Raw genomic sequence first — 21,320 nt, 5'->3', positions numbered from 1 at the left:
GAACTCATCATGAACGACACGATCGAACCGCTGACCCCGCCGCCGGCTGCCGAACCGGCAACGATGCCGCCTGCCGCGCGCGACGCAACGCCAGAAACGCCGCCGTCCCGGCGCGGCCGCAAGCTGGCCGTCCCGCTTGCCGCGATTGCCTTCGCCGCCACGCTGCTCGCGATCGGCATCGTGCCGCGCATCGCCGCGCGCGCCGCACAGCGCCACCAGGTGGCGGCGCAGCAGGCGCTGCCGGTGACCGTGATCCAGCCCGGCGCCGCGCCGGCCGATCAGACGCTCACGCTGCCGGGTGCCGTGACGCCGTATGCGGAAGCGTCGATCTACGCGCGTACCAGCGGCTACATCGCCCACTGGAGCGCGGACATCGGCACGCATGTGAAGGCCGGGCAAACGCTCGCGCAGATCACCGCGCCCGACCTGGACGCGCAGCTGCGCCAGGCGCGCGCGGACGCGGCGACCGCGCAAGCGAACTACGACTATGCGAAATCGACCGCGCAGCGCTGGCAGGACATGCTGAAGACGCAATCGGTGTCGCAGCAGGACACCGACACGAAGGTGGCCGACATGAACGCGAAGCGCGCGATGCTCTCATCCGCGCAGGCCAATACCGCCCATCTGAACGAACTCGTATCGTTCGAATCGGTGAGCGCGCCATTCGACGGCGTGATTACCGCGCGCAACGTCGACGTCGGCACGCTCGTGACGGCGGGCGGCACGCCGGGCAGCCCCGGACAGTCGGGCGAACTGTTCCATCTGGAGCAGACCGACACGCTGCGCGTGTTCGTCGACGTGCCGCAGGACAGCGCGGCCGGCGTCTCCACCGGCACGGCCGTCTACCTGACCACGCAGCAGTATCCGGGGCGGCGCTTCGCCGCGCACGTCGTCCGCAGCGCGGGCGCGATCGACCCGGTCACGCGCACGCTGCGCGTCGAGGTCGACGTCGACAATCGCGATGGCGCGTTGCTGCCCGGCGCGTATGCGCAGGCGCACCTGCTCGTGCCGAGCGCGGCGCCGGCGTTCGAGCTGCCGGTCAGTGCACTGCTGTACCGGCCGAACGGCGTGACGGTTGCAACGGTCGACGCGAATGGACGCACGGCACTGAAGACCGTGCAGATCCGACGCGATTTCGGCACGCATGTCGAGATCGTCGCCGGGCTCGGCGCGACCGATCGCGTGATCGACAACCCGGGCGATTCGATCGCAAGCGGCGAAACCGTGAAGATCGTGTCGGTCGAGCACAGCGCGGTGCCGGCCGCTTCGCCGGCAGCGCAACCGGCCACGGCAAGCGGTGTGCCGTCAGTGCCACGCGCGGCGACGTCCATGCCCGCCTCCGCGCCGGTTGCGCGTACCTCGAACGCCCGCACCTGACCCGCCATGCCTACCTGTGAGATTCCCGCCATGCGCCTTCCTCACCCACTCCCGTTCGCCCGCCGCGTCGTCGCGCTCGGCGTTGTCACCGCGTTGGCCGCTTGCTCGACGCTGCCGCCCTATTCGCCGCCGACCGTCGCGGTACCCACGCACTATGCCGGCACGTCGGCCGCGCAACCGGGCTGGCAAGTCGCGGCGCCGGCCGATGCCGCGTCGCGCGGCGCGTGGTGGACGGTGTTCAACGACGCGGATCTGAACGCGCTCGAAGCGCGCGTCGACGTGTCGAACCAGACCGTCAAGAAAGCCGTTGCCGACCTCGAGCAAGCGCGCGCGACGGTCGACTACCAGCATGCGGGGTTTCTGCCGACAGTCACGGCGGGCGTGGCGCAAAGTCGTTCGCGCATATCGCGGAACAAGCTGGGTTCGTCACTCGCCGGCAAGACGACACCCGACCATCAGGTCGGCGTGGCGGCAAGTTGGGAACCCGACGTGTTCGGCCGCGTGCGCGATGCGGTGGCAGGTGCGCAGGCGAACGCGGACGCAAGTGCGGCCGATCTGCAAGCCGTCAAACTGTCGGTCACGGCCGAACTCGCGACCGACTATTTCGCGCTGCGTTCGCTCGACACGCAAAAGCAGCTGCTCGACGACACGGTGCGGGCCTATGCGGATGCGCTGAATCTGCTGCAACAGCAGTTCTCAGCCGGCGCGATCGATGCGTCCGCCGTCGCACAAGCCGAAACGCAACTGGATGCGACGCGCACGCAGGATACCGACATCGACGCGTCGCGTGCGCAGCTCCAGCATGCGATCGCGACGCTCGTCGGCGAAAACGCATCGACGTTCGCATTGCCGGCGCGCGTTCAAGCGTTCGACGTGCCCGCCATTCCGGCCGGCGTGCCGTCGCAACTGCTCGAACGACGGCCGGACATCGCAGCTGCCGAGCGCCGCGTCGCGGCCGCGAACGCGCAGATCGGCGAAGCGCGCGCCGCGTTCTTCCCCGACCTCGTGCTGTCCGCGAGCGCGGGGCTCGAAAGCGGGCTCTTCACGCCGTGGCTGACCGCGCCAAGCCTGTTCTGGTCGCTCGGCCCGCAACTCGTCGGCACGCTGTTCGACGGCGGCAGGCGCAGCGCGACGCTGCGCGGCACGCACGCGCAGTACGATGGCAAGGTTGCCGGCTATCGGCAGACCGTGCTGGGCGCATTCCAGCAGGTGGAGGATCAATTGTCCGCGCTCGATGCGCTCGCGTCCGAGGCCGCCAGTCAGCAGCGCGCGACCGACGCGGCCGACCTGTCGCTGCGGCTGACGACGAATCGCTTCAATGCCGGCGCCGTCAGCTATCTGGACGTGGTGACCGCGCAGACGATCGCGCTGACCAATCGGCGCCAGGCCGACGAGATCGCCGCACGTCGGATGGAAGCATCGGTCGGATTGCTGAAGGCGCTGGGCGGCGGCTGGCACTCGGGCGCGGATATCGCCGCTCGCGCCGCCGGATCGGGTACAGCGATCAAGACGCAGGGCTCCTGACGAAGTTGAGGATGAACCGCGTGCCCGCCGCATCGCTTTCGACGCGCGCGGTACCGCCGTGCAGCTCCATCACCGAGCGCACGATCGCGAGCCCGAGCCCGGCCGTGCCGCCCGGCACGCCGCCGCTGCGCGCGGGGTCGCCGCGCACGAATCGGTCGAAGATGCGCGGCAGCAGCGCGGGATCGATCGGCTCGCCCGGATTCTCGACGACGACGCGTATCGTGTCCGCCGTTTCGTCGACGCTCAGCGCAATGACGCCGCCCGCAGGCGTATAGCGCAGCGCATTCGCGAGCAGGTTGCCGACCGCGCGGCGAAACAGTTCGACATCGGCAGTCAGCTGGCCGTGCCCTTCGACGCGCAGCGTCGAACCCGCTTCATCGGCGAGCCCTTCGAAGTATTCGGCGATGCGCGTCAGCTCGTCATGCACGTCAAACGCGCGCTGCCGCGTCACGAAGGTCGGGTGTTCGGCGCGCGCGAGAAACAGCACGTTCTCGATCATGCGTGCGAGACGGTCGTATTCCTCGAGATTCGATTCGAGCAGCGCCTGGTATTCGCCGGGCGAACGCGGCCGCGCAAGCGCTACTTCGGTCGCGCCGCGCATGTTGTTCAGCGGCGTGCGCAGGTCGTGCGCGAGATCGGCGCTGAATTGCGACAAATGTCCGAAAGCTTGCTGCAGGCGGCCGAGCATCGCGTTCTGCGCATCGACGAGCGCACGCAGTTCGCGCGGCGCACGCGCGGCGTCGAGCCGCGCGTCGAGCTTGTCGACGGTGATCCGGCCGGTGTTCGCGACGATCTCGCGCAGCGGTGCGAGCGCCGTGCGGATCAGCCAGTAGCTGAGCAGCATTGCGCACAGCGCGCCCAGCCCGCCGGCGAGCTTCAGCTTGTTGCGATAGCCGTCGAGCAGTTCGGCGCGATCGCTCATGTCGCGCGCGATCGCGATGCGGATCTGCGTACCGTCGCGCAGCATTGCGCCGGCCACGACACCGCGCACGGGCGTGCCGCCGCCGGCGCGCCATGTCGCGATCCGGTCGACGGTGATCCGTTCGGCCGCCGGCACCGGCGTCGCGTGGGGCGGAAACAGTTCGGCATCGGGCAACGCAGGCGGTGCGGGCGACGCCGTGCCCGACGCGGCCGAGGGCAGATCCTCGCGCTCGGTCCGCCTGACGTTGTGCCGCGCGAGCACATTGCCCCGATCGTCGACCACGGCCATCGAGAGTGCCGCGTTCCCGAGCACCTGGCTCGTCAGCCGGTCCGCGTGCGCGCGCACGGCGTCGAGCGTATCGAGTTCTCCCGCAAGCCGGCGCGTATGTCGTGCGGCAAGCACGATGTCCAGATCGTCCTGCGTCCTCACTTGCCGGTCGAGGCCGGTATACACGTACGTGCCGACGAGCGCGAAGACCGCGAGCATCGTCGCGCCGAACGCGAGCGCGAGCGTCGCGCCAAGCGATCGACCGAGCGTCATGCACCGTCCTTCGGTTCGAGCACGTAGCCTACGCCGCGCACCGTGTGGATCAGCTTGACCGGAAACGCATCGTCGATCTTCGCGCGCAGTCGCCGAATGGCGACTTCGACGACGTTGGTGTCGCTATCGAAGTTCATGTCCCAGACATACGACGCGATCTGCGTGCGGCTCAGCACTTCGCCTTGTCGACGCGCGAGCAACTGCAACAGCGAGAACTCGCGTGGCGTCAGGTCGATCCGCACCTTGCCGCGCTTCACGCGGCGACGCACGACGTCGATTTCCAGGTCGCCGACCACGATGCGCTCGGTCTCGCGTGGTGGGCCGCGGCGAGCAAGCGTGCGGATGCGCGCGAGCAGTTCGACGAATGCGAACGGCTTCACGAGGTAATCGTCGGCGCCCAGTTCGAGACCGTGCACGCGGTCCTGCACATCGTCGCGCGCGGTCAGGAACAGCACCGGCGTGGTATGGGTATCGCGCAGGCGCTTGAGCACGCCCCACCCGTCGAGCACGGGCAGCATCACGTCGAGCACGATCACGTCGTAGTTCTCTTCCTGCGCGAGCATCAGCCCTTCCGCGCCGTCCTTTGCGAGATCGATGCTGAAGCCGGATTCCTCGAGCCCTTTCTTCAAGTACGCGGCCGTCTTCGGTTCGTCTTCGACTATCAGGATGCGCATGCTCGGCTCCATCGCATTCGGTTGAAATATGCGGCGATGTTACCGGTAAACCGGCAGGTGAAAGTCTTCGCCGACCAGCGGGACAGCTCGATTACGAAAATGTAATCCGAGGGTCAGCGCATTGACTGTCGCGGCATTGCGCACGTCATGACGACGCGTCGGCGATTTGCCATACCGCGGCCTGCGCCGCACGTTCGCTTCCTGCGTAATAGGCTGCTGGTGGGATGGCGGTCGACCTCGGCGGGTGCGCCTGCGGCGGCGCTACCGTTTCCCGCGGCACGCTGCGGCGACGCAATGAACGACATGTTCCTGCGGCTCGTCGTGCGCGACGCGCCCTATTCGCTCTTGTTCGACTGGACCAGCCGCAAAATCCGGCTGTCGTACGGCGACTGCATGACTTCCGCGACGCGGACGTCGGATGCGGCCGGGTGCAGCGGGTTCAACAGGAAGTTGTGCGCGTGCGGCACGACGACGCTCGGTACGCGCAGCAGCGCGCTCGGCTGCGTGTGCAGCCACTCGGTGCCGGCGCTGCGGGTCCAGTCGACGTTCTCCCGCCAGTCGGCCGGCGCATCGCCTTCCGCGATCTCGGCAACGTCCACCGATTCGGACACCTCGACACGCAGCAACTGGTATGCGCTCGGCAATTGCGCAACGGTGGCTATTTCGAAGTGGACGAGCGTCTCGAGCAGCGCGAGCGCCGGATGCTCGGCGAGATAGACGACGGGCTGCCCGGCAAAATGCCAGCGCCCGCCGGCCCGCAAGCCGCCGATGCCTTTCAGATCGGCGTAATTGCTGATGCGCCACAGCGTCGTCAAGCGAAATACCCCTCGTCGATCTGCGTGAGCGCCTCTTCGACGAGTCGGGCGCCGTGCTCGGTGCTCGACATGTCGAGCGAGGTGCGGCCGCCGAAGCGCTGGAGCCCGTTGCGCAGCCACGCCATTGCCTTGTCCTGGTCGCCGAACGTGGCCGTCGCCTGCGCGACGATGCGTGCAAGCCGGATCGCCTTGTCGGATTCCTCCGGCGACAGGCGCTCGTGCGCCTGGCGACGATGGCTCAACGTGCGCCGCGGGATGATGAAGGCGAGTTCATCCGACTTCAGGCCTCGCTCCGACAGGCGATCGATTACCGCGACGTCGACGCGCGCGCTCGCCAGCTCGGCGAGATCGGCGCCCGAGCGCACGCGAATCGCGAGCAGTTGCTCGAGTATCGTGAATTCGGCCTGGCGCGGGTGCGCGACGCCCGAAGGGTGAAACGCGATCGTGCTCATGATTCTTCTCCGGCAATTTGCCCAATCATTATAGGCGTTTTGCCGAAGGCGGGCGGATTCTTGTCGTCAGGGGTTCACCGGGCGTCGGACCGGGCTTTCGGCACCCGACTCCGGCCCCATTACCCGTCGCCCGGATCGAGCGAATCGACGATTCCCTGCGGAAGCCAAGGCGGTGAAATTCAGGATATGAAGGCCTGCATCGACGTCATGTGGTTGTCACGTAACAACTTTTCTAAGGAATAGTGATCGGCAGGCGCGACGTGCGCGGCCCAGGGCGCCCTCCCTCCCACGCCCTGCCCGGCGCCGATGCCGATCAGCCGGCCCATGCCGACGATCGGATCACGCTGCAGAAATTGCCTGCATGGAAATGCGGATCCTTGTCGGCCAGCACATCGGCCTTCACGTTGCCGAACGTCGTGTCCGGCTTGTGCCGGATGCCGTCGTAGAACGCCTGGATGATGTCTTCCTTGAAATGCGGCGTGCGCGGATGTGCGCGGACGACGGCATCTCGTTCGACGTCGCTGTACTCCGGATACGCGAGGCCCAGCACGTCCATCTCGACCCCCGCGGTGACGAGCGCGACGACCGGATGCATATGCTTCGGAATGCCTGGCGTAGTGTGCAGCGCGATCGCAGTCCATACGACCTCGATGTCCTGCTGCGAAATGCCCTTGCTCTTCAGAAAATCGCGGGCGGCATTGGCGCCGTCCACTTCGAATCGTTCGCACGCGCTGCTGTGCCGATGCGTGAGCCCCATGTCATGAAACATGCAGCCGCAATAGAGCAGTTCGGGATCGTAGCGGAGCCCACGGTGCTGCCCCGCAAGCGCGGCGAAGTAGTAGACGCGGCTGGAATGGTGAAACAGCAACTCGGACTCGGTATCCCGTACGAGTTCGGTGATCTCGCGAGCGAGTTGGCTATCGGGAACGGTGATGCCGGCGACGTTCACAGTCATGATCGACCTCCATTGAAGACAGCACCCATTCTCCGGAGGCCCGGGTTTGGCATCAATCGGCGTGTTACGACGAATTCTGCCATTTCGCGCGATCGACGGCCATCGCGGCCGCAACCCTCGAACCGCGCCCGCGAAGTGCGCCGATGCTCCCTCGTCGCCTCGCGTTGCGCGTCTATACTGCTACGCGTCACGTTCGACACATCGATACCACACGCAACCGAACATGCCGAAGGTCGTGGGAATTTTCGCGGTACCGGGCGTACAACTGCTCGACGTTTCCGCGCCGCTCGACGTATTCGCCCAGGCTAACGCCGAATGCGGCAAGCCGTTCTATACGCTGCGGATCATCGCGAGCGAGTCCGGGCCGATCCGCGCGTCATCGGGCGCGCAATTGCTGGCCGACTGGATCGCTCCCGCCATTCCCGATCGCCTCGACACGCTGCTCGTCGCCGGTGCGCCGGGTGCCGCCGCGGTCGCGCTGCGAACCGACGTCCTCGCGTGGCTGCGCTCGGCCGCCGTGCAAAGCAAGCGGTATGGCTCGATCTGCACCGGCGCGTTCATCCTCGCGGCGACCGGCCTGCTGAAAGGACGCCGCCTGACGACGCACTGGGCCGCCGCCGACGCGCTCGCCGATGCGTATCCGTCGCTCACGGTCGAAGCGGACGCGCTGTATGTACGCGACGGCAAGCTGCGCACCGGAGCGGGCGTCACGGCCGGGCTCGATCTCGCGCTCGCGCTGGTCGAGGAAGATCTCGGCCGGGAAATCGCACGGCGCGTCGCCGCGCAACTGGTCATGTTCTTCAAGCGCCCGGGCGGACAGCTCCAGTTCAGCCGCAGCGGCGAGGCACGGCCGGCCGGGCGCTCCGTGCTGCAGGAAGTCCAGCGCTGGATCGCCAGCCATCCTGAACTCGAACACTCGGTGGCGGCACTCGCGAAGCATGCGGGCATGAGCCCGCGCCACTTCGCGCGGCTCTTTCGCGCGGAGGTCGGCATGACGCCGGCCGCGTGGGTCGAAGCGACCCGCATCTCCGCTGCCCGGCAACTGCTCGAAGACGGACATGACACGCCGAAGCAGGTCGCCGCAAAATGCGGCTTCGCGAATGTCGATACGCTCAGACGGTCGTTCGCGAGGCACGTCGGGATCACGCCCGCCGAATACCGGAAACGACAGTCGGTCGTCGAGGAGTGAGTGACGCGGTACGCACGACGATGCGGCCGTTAATACTCACGTCGATGTGCGAGAAGGCGGAGTCGGCCCGGATTGCACAGCGAGGGGCGAACACACTTCCTCGTTCTCGACCAATGATTCGTTATCCGATTTAATTGATCTTTCCATCGGCCGAAGTCGGCGTGCGGTTGCAATACACCTCTGTCCCGGATCACGCCAGCTCCCGGTTCGGCGCCCGCAATCACACTCATCGAATGCGCGCCGGCATACGGATAATCATCAGACAAAACCCCGCATTCCCCGCGAATCGTTTACCCAGTTGCAATAATTATTCGCCGGAACGCCTATTTCCGACCGGTATCGCGATCGCTACGATGCAATCAACCGCTGAACGCAACAAGCGAAGCGCGAAATCTACGAAAACCGGAGGTCACCATGAAGTCGTTCATCTACGCAGTCGCCGCTGTCGCCGCCCTTACCGCATCCGTTGGCGCATTCGCCCAGTCGAACTCGTCGGGAGAACTGACGCGCGCCCAGGTCCGCGCAGAACTCGTGCAGCTCGAGCAAGCCGGTTACAAGCCGGAAGTGTCCGACGCCCACTATCCGAATGCGCTGCAAACCGCGCAGGCCCGCGTGACGAACAGCGACGCAACGGGTTACGGCGCGCAAGCCGCGGCCGGCGTGCGTGCCGGCCGCGTGATCGCGGTCAAGCAAACCGCTCGAGACTCGGTCTATTTCGGTCAGTAAGACCGACGCACGCAGCGCGTACCTCGATACGCGCGCTGTCGACGCAACACCCCGCTCCCGTTCATCGGGGCGGGGTGTTGCGTTTTCGGTGGCTCCGACTTACGCGCTCCGCGACGCACGATCGATGCGCAGCGTGGATCGGTTGCAGCCCCGAACCGTTCACGCAGACGGCCGGCGTTTGCGCATAGAATGGCCGCGTGGTCGGCGCCGGCCGAAGCGAACGCGAGCGAAGCCTCGAGTCACCCGGGCATACCTCACTCGCTGGCCGACCCGATGCCGCACTCATCGCATTTTTCGAAAAGGAGCGGTTTCATGTCTCAAACATCCGGTTCCATGATCACGTTTCGCCGCCCCGACGGCCAGGAACTGCAGGGCTATCTCGCGACGCCGGAAAAGACCGAAGGTGCACCCGCGGTCGTCGTCATCCAGGAATGGTGGGGCCTGAACGACCAGATCCGCGGCGTTGCCGATCGCCTCGCGCGCTGCGGCTACTTCGCGCTCGTGCCCGACCTGTATCGCGGCAAGTCGACGGTCGAGGAGGAAGAAGCGCACCACCTGATGACCGGCCTCGATTTCGGCGACGCCGCGTCGCAGGACATTCCCGGCGCAGTGCAATACCTGAAGACGCGCGCGTCACGCGTGGCGGTCACCGGCTTCTGCATGGGCGGCGCACTCACACTGCTGTCGCTGCAGTTCGCCGATGTCGATGCCGGCGTCACGTGGTACGGCTTCCCTCCGCTTGACTACCTCGATCCGTCGAAGATCAGGGTGCCGCTGATGGGTCACTGGGGTACCCAGGATGCGTTCTTCGCGATCGACCAGGTCGATGCGCTGGAGAAGAAGCTGACCGACGCGAAGGTCGGTATCGAATTCCACCGCTATCTCGCCCATCACGCGTTCGCGAACGAAACGGCCGTCGGCCCCGGCCGCATCGGCGGCACGCAGTTCGATCCGGTGTGGTCGCAGATCGCGTGGGACCGCACGCTGACGTTCTTCGGGCGCACGCTCTGGGGCCAGCAGCAGTAATACCGCAGCAGGCACCTGCCGCTGACGGGTAACGATCCTCATGAAGCGAAACGCCACGGACTTGCAGCCGTGGCGTTGTCGTTTTATGGGATGAATTTCTTATGCGACCGTCTCGCGCATCACGGGTTCGACACCGAAGCACGCACGACGAAATGCGAGTGGCACGGCCGGCTCCGGACTGGGATTCTCATAAACGCGCGAGTCGATCGACGCAACCAATCGAAGACGTCATGCCGCAGTGCCGTCATCATCAAGTTCGGTATGCAAAATATCCCGAACGGCTGGTCGTCGATTCACGGACGACGTTGCAAGTGACGAGTCATTCGACCCGAAACTCGTTGTTCGCCTCCGCTCAGGACTCGCAGGAACCGCGAAGCGCAGCCTCGTCGGCGGCCAGCATTTCGGGCACGCATTCCCGCAGGAAATCGACGAACGTCCGGATCTTCGCGTCGAGGTACTGGCGCGACGCATACAGCGTGTAGACCGTCAGCTTCTGCAGCCGGTACTCGGGCAACACGCGAACCAGCGCGCCGCTCGCCAGGGCGGGCACCGCACTCGACATCGGCAATGAGCCGATCCCGAGGCCGGCGCGCAGCGCGGCGCCGAGCGCGTCGGCGATGTTCACCTGGAAGTTCGGCAGCGGCAGCTCGAATGTCTCGCGACCGTCGGGGCCGTCGAGGTGCCAGCGGTCGCGTGGAAAGATCGGCGTGACGATCTGCAGGCATGAATGCGCTTCGAGATCGCGCACGGTACGCGGCGTGCCGCGCTCCTTCAGGTACGCGGGCGACGCGCACAGCACGCTGTGAACATCGCCGAGCCGCTGCGACACCAGGCCCGAGTCGGGCAGCTCCGTCGCGCTCAGCTGCAGCGACACGTCGTAACCTTCGTCGATGATGTCGGGCACGTGCTGCGACAGCGTAAGTTCGACCGCCACCGACGGATAGCGCTGCCGGTATCGCACGACCGCGGGCACCACGTAGGCCTGGCCGAAACTTGTGGTCGCGTGCACATGCAGGCGCCCCGACGGCTTCGCCTGCGCGTCGGCCGCCTCGGCTTCCGCTTCGTCGATATAGCCGAGGATGCGCTGGCAGCGGTCGAGATAGCGCTGTCCGGCGTCGGTCAATGCGATGCGGCGCGTGCTCCGGTTGAGCAGACGCGTGCGCAGATGCGTTTCGAGTTGCGCGACCGAACGAGAGGCATAGGCGGTGGTGATGTCCAGGCGCTGGGCCGCGCTCGTGAAGCTGCCCTCCTCCGCCACCCGGACGAAAATGCGCATCATCTGTAACGTGTCCATCGACATGTCCCCGGGATTGAAATCGCTTCGCGGCGGCGCCCGCCCCGGCACAGCCCGGTCTGGCGCGAATTGTGCGGAACAGTACCGCAGCGGTGCAGGCGTGTCCAGTTTGCCGTGCGCCGCTCCGGCGGGCCCTCGCTCACGCGACAACCGCTGCCGGCATCGGATCGCTGCAGGCCGCACGGCGGCGGCCTGCAGCGCACGCATTGCACGTGCGCGTCGCGCTCAGCCCCGCTCGAAGGGGTTGCTCAGCACGATCGTGTCGTCGCGCTCGGCGCCGGTCGTGATCATCGATACGGGCGCACCCGCGACCGCCTCGACGCGCGCGATGAAATTCTGCGCGGCACGCGGCAACGCCGCAAACTCGCGCACGCCCTTCACGGTGCCGTCCCACCCGGCGAACGTTTCGTAGACGGGCGTTGCGCGCGCCTGCGCATCGAGGCTCGCGGGCAGATGGTCGACACGTGCGCCATCGAGCTCGTAGCCGACGCACAGCTCGATCGACGCGAAGCCGTCGAGTACGTCGAGCTTGGTGAGCGTGAGCGAATCGATACCCGAAATCCGGACGGCCTGCCGCAACTGCGCGGCATCGAGCCATCCGCAGCGGCGCGGCCGGCCGGTGTTGACGCCGAACTCCTGCCCGCGCGCGCGCAGCGTTTCGCCGGTGGCGTCGGTCAGTTCGGTGAGGAACGGGCCGCCGCCGACGCGCGTCGCGTACGCCTTGGTTACGCCCAGCACGTGGCCGAGTTTCGACGCGCCGAGCCCTGTGCCGGCCGCCGCGGCCGATGCAACGGTGCCGGACGACGTCACGAACGGATAGGTGCCCCAGTCGATGTCGAGCATCACGGCCTGCGAGCCCTCGAACAAGATGCGTTCGCCGCGGTCGTTCGCGTCGTTGAGGTCGGCCCACACGGGACGCGCGAACGGGAGGATCTTCGGCGCGATGTCGACCAGCGTTGCCAGCATCGCGTCGCGCGAGCACGGCTCGAGCCCCAGGCCGCGGAACCATGCATTGTGGTGATCGACCAGCACGTCGAGCTTGTCGGCAAGCCGGCCCGGCTCGGCCAGATCCGCGACCCGCAGCCCGCGGCGCCCAACCTTGTCCTCGTAAGCTGGCCCGATCCCGCGCAGCGTGGTGCCGATGGGTTCGCGACGCAGACGCTCCTGCGCCTGGTCGATCGCACGGTGAATCGGCAGGACCAGCGTGGCGTTCTCCGCGATCGACAGATTGTCCGGCGTCACCGACAGCCCGAGTTGGGCCATCCGCCCGATCTCGTCCAGCAGCGCCTCCGGATCGAGCGCCACGCCGTTGCCGATCACGCCGCGCTTGCCACGCACAATCCCGCTCGGCAGCAGCGCGAGCTTGTAGGTCTTGTTGCCGACGACCAGCGTATGGCCCGCGTTGTGGCCGCCGTTGTAGCGTGCGACGAGATCGGCCTGCGCCGCCAGCCAGTCCACGACGCGCCCCTTGCCTTCGTCACCCCATTGGGCGCCCACCACCACCACGTTCGGCATGCTCCATACTCCATGTGAGAAATCCAGACATCCGTTTCGGCCGCATCGGCCGTTCGTGTGCCATATTGGCGGACTAGGATCACCCAATCAAACGATTAAATCTGAGCAGTCGTGTGAGTAAATTTCACACGAAACGATGCATGGCCCGACGACTCCCTCCATTGAATTCGCTGCGCGCCTTCGAAGCCGCGGCCCGCCTCGGCAGTTTCACGCTCGCCGCCGACGAGCTGTGCGTGACGCATGGCGCGATCAGCCGGCATGTTCAGCAACTCGAGGCATGGCTTGGCCGACCGCTGTTCGAGCGGCACAACCGGCGCGTCGAACTGACTGACGCCGGTCGCGTATACCTTGCCGAGGTCGGTGCATCGTTCGACCGGATCGCGCTCGCCACCGCGCAGCATTTCGGCCAAGGGCAGCAGCGCGTGCTGCGCGTCAGCGCGCCCGCGACGTTTTCGCTGCGCTGGCTCGTGCCTAAGCTGTCGTCGTTCCAGGTAGCGCATCCGGCCATCGAGGTGCGGCTGTCAACGTCGAACGAGCCGATCGAGAAGTTGCGTGACAAGGTCGACCTGATCGTCCGCGGCGGCCCGCAAGCGATCGACGGATATGTTGCCGAGGAGTTTCTGTCCGAAATCCGGCTGCCCGTATGCGCGCCGAAGCTGCTCGAGGGCCGGCCGTTGCGTACGCCGGCTGATCTCGCCGGCTTCACGCTGCTGCACGCGGCGACGTACCCCGGTATGTGGCCCGAGTGGCTCGCGGCGGCCGGGCACGCGAATCTGGTGCCGCGGCATTCGCTCACGCTGGAGCATTTCTATCTGACGCTGCAGGGCGCGCTCGACGGCCTCGGTGTCGCAATGGGGCCGATCGCGCTCGTCGCGGACGACATCGCCGAAGGCCGGCTGGTGCGGCCGTTCAGCGAACCAGCACTCCCGCCGTGGCGCTATTTCACTTACGTGGCGACTGCGCGCGCGGAAGACGAAGCCGTGCGGGCCTTCAAGGACTGGTTAAAAGCGACTGGGAACGCGACGGCGGAAGCGCGGCGCTGACCAAGTCGGTATGTCGGCGACCAGTCGTTGCGCCACGCGCACTGGCTCCATTCGCGCGGGTTTCGTGTACCTTTGCGCGGAGCCGTATTGCTCGTGCATGATCGCTTTTCGTCTCGTGATTCATCCAGCGATCTGTTGTATTCCGTAGGATTCCTCTGAAACTGAACAAGCAGAATGGCGCGTGTCGTTCACGGAGAGCAGGAAGATTCAACGCATCGAGATGGCATTCATCTCACCTAGAAACGAAGGATACCGAATCAATTGACTTGGATGTCACACCTGCACGATGACCGGTCGCGCATCGCGTTTCAGCAGCATAAACGACAAACCCCGGTTCGCGCCGGGGTTTGTCTCGTGGGGGAACGCTTATTGGCTTGCGCCAGCGGCTTCGCCCGCCTTCTTCTGAGCGTTCTGCAGATTCTGCGGATAGTTCGGATCGTTGGCCGCCGGCTTGTAACCAGCGTCTTCGAGTTTCTTCAGCTCGGCGTTGTTCTTCGCGCGCGCTGCCTTGTGTTCGGCTTTGCGTTTTGCCCGAGCTGCCTTGCGTGCTTCACGCTTCGCGGCTTTCGCATCCGATGCGGTGGAGGCGGCCGGTGCACTGGCGACGGTCTGCGCGAACACCGGAGCGGCCGAGCCGAAGAGGAACGCTGCTGCTGTAGCAGCCAGCGTCAGTTTTTTGATCTGGATTCGCATCGCTGAACTCTCTTTTCTGATTGGTCACGGAGTGAAAGCACATCTAAATACCGCCCCTGCCCCTAGCCGGTCTTCATGTCGCGGTCAGGGCCTTTGCATCATAACCGCGTTGCAAAAAATGTGGCGCCATCATGCGTGCATTCTCAGGGATACACGTATGGGAGACGTCGTATTGTCACGTATCCCGCGCCCGCCCTATCCGCGTTTCGCAGGGGCTACGACGATACATCGCGCTCGGGAATCACGCAGCGTGCACGACCGCGGCAACCGCGTGGCGAATCGGATCGTTCCACCGATACGGTGCAGATTACCGGTGAGGATGAGATCGATTTCGGTGATGCATGCACTCGCACGACGCCGACTGTTTCACCTGTGGAATCTGCTGCTCGTGCAACGCGATCGTCGCCCCATGAGCGGGATAGACGACGAAATCGCGAACCTGTGCGCCATGTTGTGACTCGCTGCCGCGCGAACGACGGTTCCTCCCATAAACGACCACGATTCATTCTGCACCGAGCCTGTCTCATTCCCCCGCATGTCGCACGCATGGCTACCTGTTCGATTCTATTCGTCGCCAGATGTGGGAGATGACGTTTGCGGGTGAGGCGACCTTCGCCGCGCAAGGTGAGCCCTTCGATCGGCATTCGTTCACGATTGCGCACGAGCATCACGCGAGCGGTCGCCTGTGCGAATGCGTGGCGCTTGGCATCGTACCGACGTCACGAAGCGTCTCGAGCTTGTGCGGCAAGGACGGCGACACGTCCAGCGCTTGGCGCATTCATCACAGCTTTTCCATTGTGCGGCCGCATCTGGTGCGGAGGCATCGCGCGCACGGTTTGTTAATCCGACGGACACCTTGTAGGTCAGCTTTTACAGGACGGGGCAACTTCCAGCGGTGAGAATTTTCGGGATTCGAGTGCGGATCCGATGAGGATGAGCCATGTTGATGACGCCAGCCTCACGTTCGAGGCAGTTGCCAGGATCGTCGTGATCAAGCGGCCGCGGTCAGCGTCTCGATCGGCACAGCTATGCGATTCTGGTCGCGTCGATCGGAACGCTGTACCAATTCCGATACTGACCCAAAGGTAGAAAACCGCGATAAAGAATGAGCGGGACGAGAGCCAGCCAATTTCGTCTGTGCACGCGCCATCGACTGGAAAGTGACAGGCAGATCAACACGTGACAGCCGAAGACTTTTCTGCGGAAGCCTCGGCGCTGACGAAAAAAGACGGCCTGAGAATGAATTCCGGCGATTTTTCACCGCCGTGACGGAAGCTAGCGGTGCTTCTGTGTCGAGCGAGGCTGCCGTCGTCTGCGGGTAATCCCTGACGGAAAACGGACCGCTGCCTGCATTTTTCAATCCCATAGGTGGGAACCTATGTCCCGAAAACACCAATTCCCTCCCATAAGTTTCCACGTTTGAGCACTTGTTAGTAGGTACTCACCTTCTTTGGAAGCCTTGTCAGGCCTGGAACGCGTGCAAAATGAGGCAGAGATGAGGGATCCACAGGCCTTGCGTCAGGATTGCTGTGCTTGTGGAGCCTCACTGGTTCGCTTGGGTAGCGGTTTATGGGGGTTGTTTTTCTGCACAGGCGCACGTGTGTTTACATCTTTGATAAACAACGTTTACATCTTTAACTACTTTTAGACGGCTCACAGCCTTGTCTGGTAAGGGTTTGACAGGGGTTCGGTACCCATTTATGGGGGCACAGGCGGAAGAATATGGGGTTTCAGGTCTGTGGATTTGGGGAATCGGGTACCGCGCTGTGGGAAATGGGGGTTGTGGATATGGGGCACGCGTAGCCAGCTATGGGAATCGGGCCCAAAAACGCCTCAGGTAGCCATCTATGGGGGAATCTATAGGTACCCGTTTATGGTGCCCTCTTGCTTGTTCGTCTAGGGTGCCGCGCACAGCATTTCATATTGGGTTGCCGGTTATGGGATGGATTCCAGGTAGCCGTTTATGGGTGCCGGCGTGGACAGAGTGATCTCGTTCTGCTTGTTCCTGAGGAATCGGCGTCCCATAAACAGGATCAGGCCCGCGGATAGGTCACCATCTGTGGGGGAATCTTAAGGTAGTCATTTATGGGAGGTATTTCCGCCTGCCTGCCACAGATGAAGACAAAACGCCAAGCTGGCGGATCTTGATAGGTACCTATCCATGGGACTGGCTAAAGGTAGCGTTTTATGGGAGATCGCAGACCGTGTTGCAGGGCACCACGAATCGGGTCCGCACATCTAGTTCCACCGGATTATTTCCCATGAATGGGTACCTTCAGTAGGGCAAGTCCCGTGCCGGATTCTGACGACAGCCAACACAGGTAGCAGGTTTTGGGAGCTGTTTTTGGTGGAAAGGTATATGGATATGGGGTTTCGCACAAATCGTGAAAATGGAATTTTTCATTTTGAGACAATGCGTTATCGACGATAGTGAAAGTGATACTGGAGATGAAGGCGTTGCTCGATGGCTCGAAAAGGTATAAAGTCCGCCATCAATACGGTCACCTTCTCCGGACATCACGATGCCGCGCAAGCCCGCAATCAAAGGCTCCGACAAGCAGGTTTCGCTATTTCAGACGCCCGAGCCTCCCGATCTGCTGCGCAAGGCGGTCCAGGCAATTCATATCGCTCCGAAGTCCGGAAAGATCGGTCTGCAGCAGCGCAAGATGTTCAGCTCGCTGATCAAGAACGCCCTTCGTCAGGAAGCGTTCGAGCCCGGCCGGACGAGCTTTTCGATCTCGATCGCCGCGCTGTCGCACGAGAGCGGGTTGAACAGCAACAACACGAAGTATGTGAAGGACACGGTCAACTCGCTGATCAGTACCGTCGTCAACTGGGACTACCTTGCCGCCGACCGCTCGACGGTGTGGAAGGCGTCAGGCCTGCTCGCCGGCGCCGAGCTCGAGCAATCGGTGCTGAAGTACAGCTTCTCCGACCAGATTCGCAGCGAGCTGCTCAATCCGGAAATCTACGCGCTCATCGATATGCGGATCGCGCGCGAGTTTCGGCGCTCGCACTCGCTTGCCCTTTGGGAAAACACGGTGCGCTACGAGGGGATCGGCATCACGGCAAAAATTCCACTGCCGAAATTCCGTGATCTCATTCTCGGTCAGGACAAGGCGTCGCAGTCCTATAAGGAGTACAAGCTCTTCAAGAGCAAGGTCCTGGTGCCGTGCATTCAGGAGGTGAACGAAGTTTCCGACCACACGCTCGAGCTGATCGAACACAAGTCAGGTCGCAGCGTGGAGGCCGTCCAGTTCAAAGTGACGCGCAAGCAGAGCGCGGATACGGTCGAGGAAGGCGACGTCAAGAATGAAGCACTCGTCGACGAGGTCGCCAAGTTCGGCATCCCGCGTTCGGAAGCGCGCAGGTTGATTACGCAGTACGGTGTGCAGCGCATCAAGGCGGCGATCGCCTATACGCTCAATCGGACTACGAAGAAGAATGCAGCGCCGGTCGACAACGTGGCCGCGTATTTCCGCAAGGCGCTGACGCACGGCTATACGCTGGCCGACGGACAGGGGACCGAGACGGCCGCGCCGGCAAAGGAATCCGGGCAGAGCAAGCAGGAACAGATTCGCGACAAGTACCTGGCCGCGAAGGTCGACGAAGCCGGCGCGTATTTCCGCGAGCTGGAGATCGACGACCAGACCAAGCTGATCGAGCGCTACAACGAAACGGTGGCCGGATCGAAGGATCTCACGCTGTCGCCGAAGAAGAAGGCGAGCAAGCTGGCGCAAACCAGCTTCTTCCGGTGGCTGGCGCTCGACACCTGGGGCGAACCCACCTCGGACGATTTGCTGGAATTCCTGCTGAAAAGCAGCCTCACGACCAACTGATCAAGGCCTCGCAGCCTGGCATGCACCGTGCACCGGACTTCATCCGGCGCGCGGCGCCATGCAGGTGCGAGGCCTTTGCTTTTGGGCGCCTTCTTTTACTTTTGCGCGGCTACCGCCAGTTCGGCGACGTATGCATCGATCACGGTCTTTAGCCGGTCGGCGAGCGCTTCCTGATGGGACGCATCGACTCCCTTCAGTTGCAGATCCAGACGCCCGTCCGGATAGGTTTTCAGCTGACCGATCGCGCGTGATTCGAGCGCGAAATCGTGTCGAACGCTGTAACGCGTGCGCCCCGTCTTCTTATTGCCGTCGGTCTGTGCGCGCAGGAAATTCTCGAGGTCGCGCACCGACTTTTTACGGTCGATCACCGCCGTGAGCAGACGGTCGGCAGCGGGTTCGCCCAGGCGCTCGAAAATCAGTTTCAGGAAGTACGCGGCCTGCAACCCGACCACATCGTTCGCGCTGGCCATCCGTTCGAGCAGCGTGTTCGGCAGTGCGTTCAGCGATAGTGTCTTGCTGATCGATGCCTTGTCCTTGCCGATCTTCTCCGCGAGCGTGTTCTGGTCGGGGAAGACCTTTTCGTCGAGGAGACGCTTCCATGCGACTGCATCGTCGAAGATGGTCTGGCGTTCGTGGTCGTGGTTGGCGCGATACGCGATCGTGTACAGCTGCTCGGGTGTGTGGTCCGTGCGAAACGTCGCGTTGATCGTTTCGTCGCCGTTGATGCTCGTCGCGCGCAAGCGGCGTTGCCCGTCGATCACGACGAGCTTGCCGGGAAACTCCGGGAGACGCGTGACCTTGATCGGCTCGATCTGCCCTTCCCGCTTCAACGTCAATGCGAGCTCGTGCAGGCTCGACTCGGAATAGAACACGCGCGGGTTGAACGGGTTCGGGATGCAGTCCTTGACCGCGACCTTCTGCGGCGCGCCCAGGTCGAGCGCGTCGGAGGAGGCGGCGGCGGTCGGGGCGACGGGGGGTGTGGCTTCGGCGGCGGGATTCGATGCGGGCGTCGGCTCCGGCAGGCGCGTTTCCAGCGCCGCGTTTTCCTGTGCGAGCCCACGCAGCAAGCCGGCTGCGAGATGCAGGTTGCCGGTCGGTTTCTTCTCTTTCGATGTGTCCTTAGCCATGAGCGGCTCCGGTAGCGCGCGTCGACGCGATGTATTGGGCCATTTCGGTGACCAGTCTCTCGATTTCCGCGCGGGCTTCCTTCAGCCCCTTCAGGTATCGATTGTGATGATGGATTGTGGTGCCGAGGGCGAACGTCTGCCGGTAGACCTCGCGCTGCGCGATCTGGCTGTCGAGTAGATGCTCCCCTATTTCTTCAGCCCTTAGAATTTTTAGAATTTCTTCTCGCATTTTAGTTTTTCCATTGACGCTATTCAGCATCAACGCGGAAGACAAATTCGGGTTACGAACGGCACGCATCGATTCGATCATGCGAATCATCGCGACGGTGCTATACAGGTCTGCCGGCGACGGAGACAGCGGCACGAGGCAGAAATCGGCGACCTCGAGCACGGACGCGATGCGTGGGTCTTCGAGGTTGCCCGGGCAGTCGACGACGATCACATCGAAATTCGCATCCTGCTTCTTGATCTCGCCGCCGATGCCGCGGCCGGCGGGGGCCAACGACAGAACCGTCATCGGGAGCGTATTTTCACCGCTCGTCACCCATCTCACTGATGTGCCTTGAGGGTCGGCATCGATCAAGGCGACCTTGTTGCCACCTGCCTCGAAGGCGGCAGCGATATTGACGGAGATGGTGGTCTTTCCAGTACCACCTTTTTGATTACTGACGGCGATCTTGAAAGCCATTAAATTCCCTCCTAGGAGTTTTTCGTAATATATGCATTTATTGTCGAAAAGTCCAGAAAGTGTTATATGAAAATGGGAATTTTCTTGTAGATATTGTTGTCACGTGACAAGTACGTCAAATGGCAATCAAGTATTTGTGATTTGAAAGTGGGTAAAAAATAAAAATAGATGGCATTGCATTCGAGACGGAAGGTGCTGATGAAGTGCTGAGGACTTGAGTGCTGGTAGCGACCAGAGGTCGCAGCGCTGATTCCCGAATGTGCCTCGCGACCGGTGGGAATTCTGTCGTAGTTTGGCATTCAGCTTGTGGCCCTCGGCGGCGTCGGGATGCAAAGTTGTCACGTGACAAGTCGAATTTGGCTGGCTCGGATCTCAAATGGTGCTCGACGGCAGGCATGCCGATGCGACGCGCTCCGATAATTCCGGTGTTTTTTCCTCGCTCCTCATTACGGCGGTCTGTGTTCAGATATGACGGCTGGTGCTGGTGCTGGTGCTGGTGCTGGTGCTGGTGCTGGTGCTGGCGACTGCTGCGTGTTGTTACGTGACAACACGGCAAGGCGTTGCTTCTGGACACATATCGTCAGCCTCGGCGCACCCACTGTAGAAGTGGCGGGCGTGAAGAAGTTCAGGGGATATATGGGGTGGTCGTGTTCGATTGGGCCAGATCACTGACGCGAAAGCGATCGGGTTGTTGTCACGTGACAACCGTTGCGGATGGACGCCGAAAGGATCGACTCGACATCGACGCGGCATCGTCAGTGACGAAGGACGAGGAGGTGCCGGCTAGCCGGGGATAAGTGAATGATCTATGTTGGCCGAGCAAATTGATGTCATCTCTAGACACGCCCGAGCGAGCATGCTCTCAGCGTCCGATGGAACACTAATTCCAGCGAGTGATGTGGCCCTAATAAATGGACTGAT

General features: G+C 63.5%; 17 protein-coding genes. 7 read left to right on the top strand and 10 right to left on the bottom strand.

The annotated features are described in order from the left end of the window. The first annotated feature begins 9 nt into the window (after positions 1 to 9). On the top strand, positions 10 to 1,377 hold the full coding sequence (locus WS66_RS33075) for an efflux RND transporter periplasmic adaptor subunit (RefSeq protein WP_059600814.1): 1,368 nt from the start codon (positions 10 to 12) through the stop codon (positions 1,375 to 1,377). 30 nt (positions 1,378 to 1,407) lie between these two features. Then, complete coding sequence (locus tag WS66_RS33070) at positions 1,408 to 2,901, top strand: efflux transporter outer membrane subunit (protein ID WP_059600811.1); 1,494 nt, start codon at positions 1,408 to 1,410, stop codon at positions 2,899 to 2,901. Here WS66_RS33070 and WS66_RS33065 read toward each other — a convergent pair. From WS66_RS33065 to WS66_RS33045, 5 genes are all read right to left on the bottom strand, one after another. Beyond that, positions 2,882 to 4,363: a heavy metal sensor histidine kinase gene (locus tag WS66_RS33065; RefSeq protein ID WP_059600808.1), complete on the bottom strand. Its 1,482-nt coding sequence runs from the start codon at positions 4,361 to 4,363 to the stop codon at positions 2,882 to 2,884. The genes WS66_RS33070 and WS66_RS33065 overlap by 20 nt on opposite strands. Beyond that, complete coding sequence (locus WS66_RS33060) at positions 4,360 to 5,037, bottom strand: heavy metal response regulator transcription factor (protein ID WP_059600853.1); 678 nt, start codon at positions 5,035 to 5,037, stop codon at positions 4,360 to 4,362. Before WS66_RS33060 ends, WS66_RS33065 begins: the two co-directional genes overlap by 4 nt. Before the next feature lie 335 nt (positions 5,038 to 5,372). Next, complete coding sequence (locus WS66_RS33055; protein WP_059600805.1) at positions 5,373 to 5,852, bottom strand: RES family NAD+ phosphorylase; 480 nt, start codon at positions 5,850 to 5,852, stop codon at positions 5,373 to 5,375. Continuing rightward, positions 5,849 to 6,304 carry a type II RES/Xre toxin-antitoxin system antitoxin gene (parS, locus tag WS66_RS33050; protein ID WP_006753033.1) on the bottom strand — a complete coding sequence of 152 codons (456 nt, stop codon included), beginning with the start codon at positions 6,302 to 6,304 and terminating at the stop codon, positions 5,849 to 5,851. The genes WS66_RS33055 and parS overlap by 4 nt, the downstream gene beginning before the upstream one ends. A gap of 313 nt (positions 6,305 to 6,617) precedes the next feature. Beyond that, positions 6,618 to 7,259 (bottom strand): HD domain-containing protein, encoded by a 642-nt coding sequence (locus WS66_RS33045; RefSeq protein ID WP_059600803.1) that lies wholly within the window; start codon positions 7,257 to 7,259, stop codon positions 6,618 to 6,620. Positions 7,260 to 7,482: 223 nt separating this feature from the next. Here WS66_RS33045 and WS66_RS33040 point away from each other — a divergent pair, with 223 nt between their 5' ends. From WS66_RS33040 to WS66_RS33030, 3 genes are all read left to right on the top strand, one after another. After that, positions 7,483 to 8,448: a GlxA family transcriptional regulator gene (locus tag WS66_RS33040; protein WP_059600800.1), complete on the top strand. Its 966-nt coding sequence runs from the start codon at positions 7,483 to 7,485 to the stop codon at positions 8,446 to 8,448. A gap of 414 nt (positions 8,449 to 8,862) precedes the next feature. Beyond that, positions 8,863 to 9,174, top strand: coding sequence for a DUF4148 domain-containing protein (locus WS66_RS33035; RefSeq protein ID WP_059600798.1), 312 nt, complete (start codon positions 8,863 to 8,865; stop codon positions 9,172 to 9,174). A 312-nt stretch (positions 9,175 to 9,486) separates the two neighbouring features. Further along, positions 9,487 to 10,200: a dienelactone hydrolase family protein gene (locus tag WS66_RS33030; protein ID WP_059600795.1), complete on the top strand. Its 714-nt coding sequence runs from the start codon at positions 9,487 to 9,489 to the stop codon at positions 10,198 to 10,200. Positions 10,201 to 10,552: 352 nt separating this feature from the next. Here WS66_RS33030 and WS66_RS33025 read toward each other — a convergent pair whose 3' ends face one another. Continuing rightward, positions 10,553 to 11,494 carry a LysR family transcriptional regulator gene (locus tag WS66_RS33025; protein ID WP_059600850.1) on the bottom strand — a complete coding sequence of 314 codons (942 nt, stop codon included), beginning with the start codon at positions 11,492 to 11,494 and terminating at the stop codon, positions 10,553 to 10,555. 225 nt (positions 11,495 to 11,719) lie between these two features. Next, a complete protein-coding gene (locus WS66_RS33020) occupies positions 11,720 to 13,009 on the bottom strand; it encodes an adenylosuccinate synthase (protein ID WP_059600793.1) in 1,290 nt (429 codons plus the stop codon). Between the two features lie 140 nt (positions 13,010 to 13,149). Between WS66_RS33020 and gcvA the strand changes: the two genes are divergently transcribed. Continuing rightward, a complete protein-coding gene (gene gcvA / locus WS66_RS33015; RefSeq protein ID WP_059600791.1) occupies positions 13,150 to 14,052 on the top strand; it encodes a transcriptional regulator GcvA in 903 nt (300 codons plus the stop codon). Between the two features lie 366 nt (positions 14,053 to 14,418). On the opposite strand, the gene WS66_RS33010 is transcribed toward gcvA, so the two are convergent. Then, complete coding sequence (locus WS66_RS33010) at positions 14,419 to 14,745, bottom strand: hypothetical protein (protein WP_059600788.1); 327 nt, start codon at positions 14,743 to 14,745, stop codon at positions 14,419 to 14,421. Positions 14,746 to 17,267: 2,522 nt separating this feature from the next. Here WS66_RS33010 and WS66_RS33005 point away from each other — a divergent pair. Beyond that, positions 17,268 to 18,584 carry a replication initiation protein gene (locus WS66_RS33005; protein ID WP_059600785.1) on the top strand — a complete coding sequence of 439 codons (1,317 nt, stop codon included), beginning with the start codon at positions 17,268 to 17,270 and terminating at the stop codon, positions 18,582 to 18,584. Between the two features lie 95 nt (positions 18,585 to 18,679). Here WS66_RS33005 and WS66_RS33000 read toward each other — a convergent pair whose 3' ends face one another. Both WS66_RS33000 and WS66_RS32995 read right to left on the bottom strand, forming a co-directional pair. Then, complete coding sequence (locus WS66_RS33000; protein ID WP_059600783.1) at positions 18,680 to 19,711, bottom strand: ParB/RepB/Spo0J family partition protein; 1,032 nt, start codon at positions 19,709 to 19,711, stop codon at positions 18,680 to 18,682. Then, complete coding sequence (locus tag WS66_RS32995) at positions 19,704 to 20,399, bottom strand: ParA family protein (protein WP_006759638.1); 696 nt, start codon at positions 20,397 to 20,399, stop codon at positions 19,704 to 19,706. Before WS66_RS32995 ends, WS66_RS33000 begins: the two co-directional genes overlap by 8 nt. Positions 20,400 to 21,320: the final 921 nt, after the last annotated feature.

It is taken from the genome of Burkholderia sp. LA-2-3-30-S1-D2, assembly GCF_001523915.2.
Taxonomy (GTDB): domain Bacteria; phylum Pseudomonadota; class Gammaproteobacteria; order Burkholderiales; family Burkholderiaceae; genus Burkholderia; species Burkholderia diffusa.
Note: the sequence above shows the minus strand (reverse complement) of the source record. Positions and strands in the feature narration are given on the sequence as shown.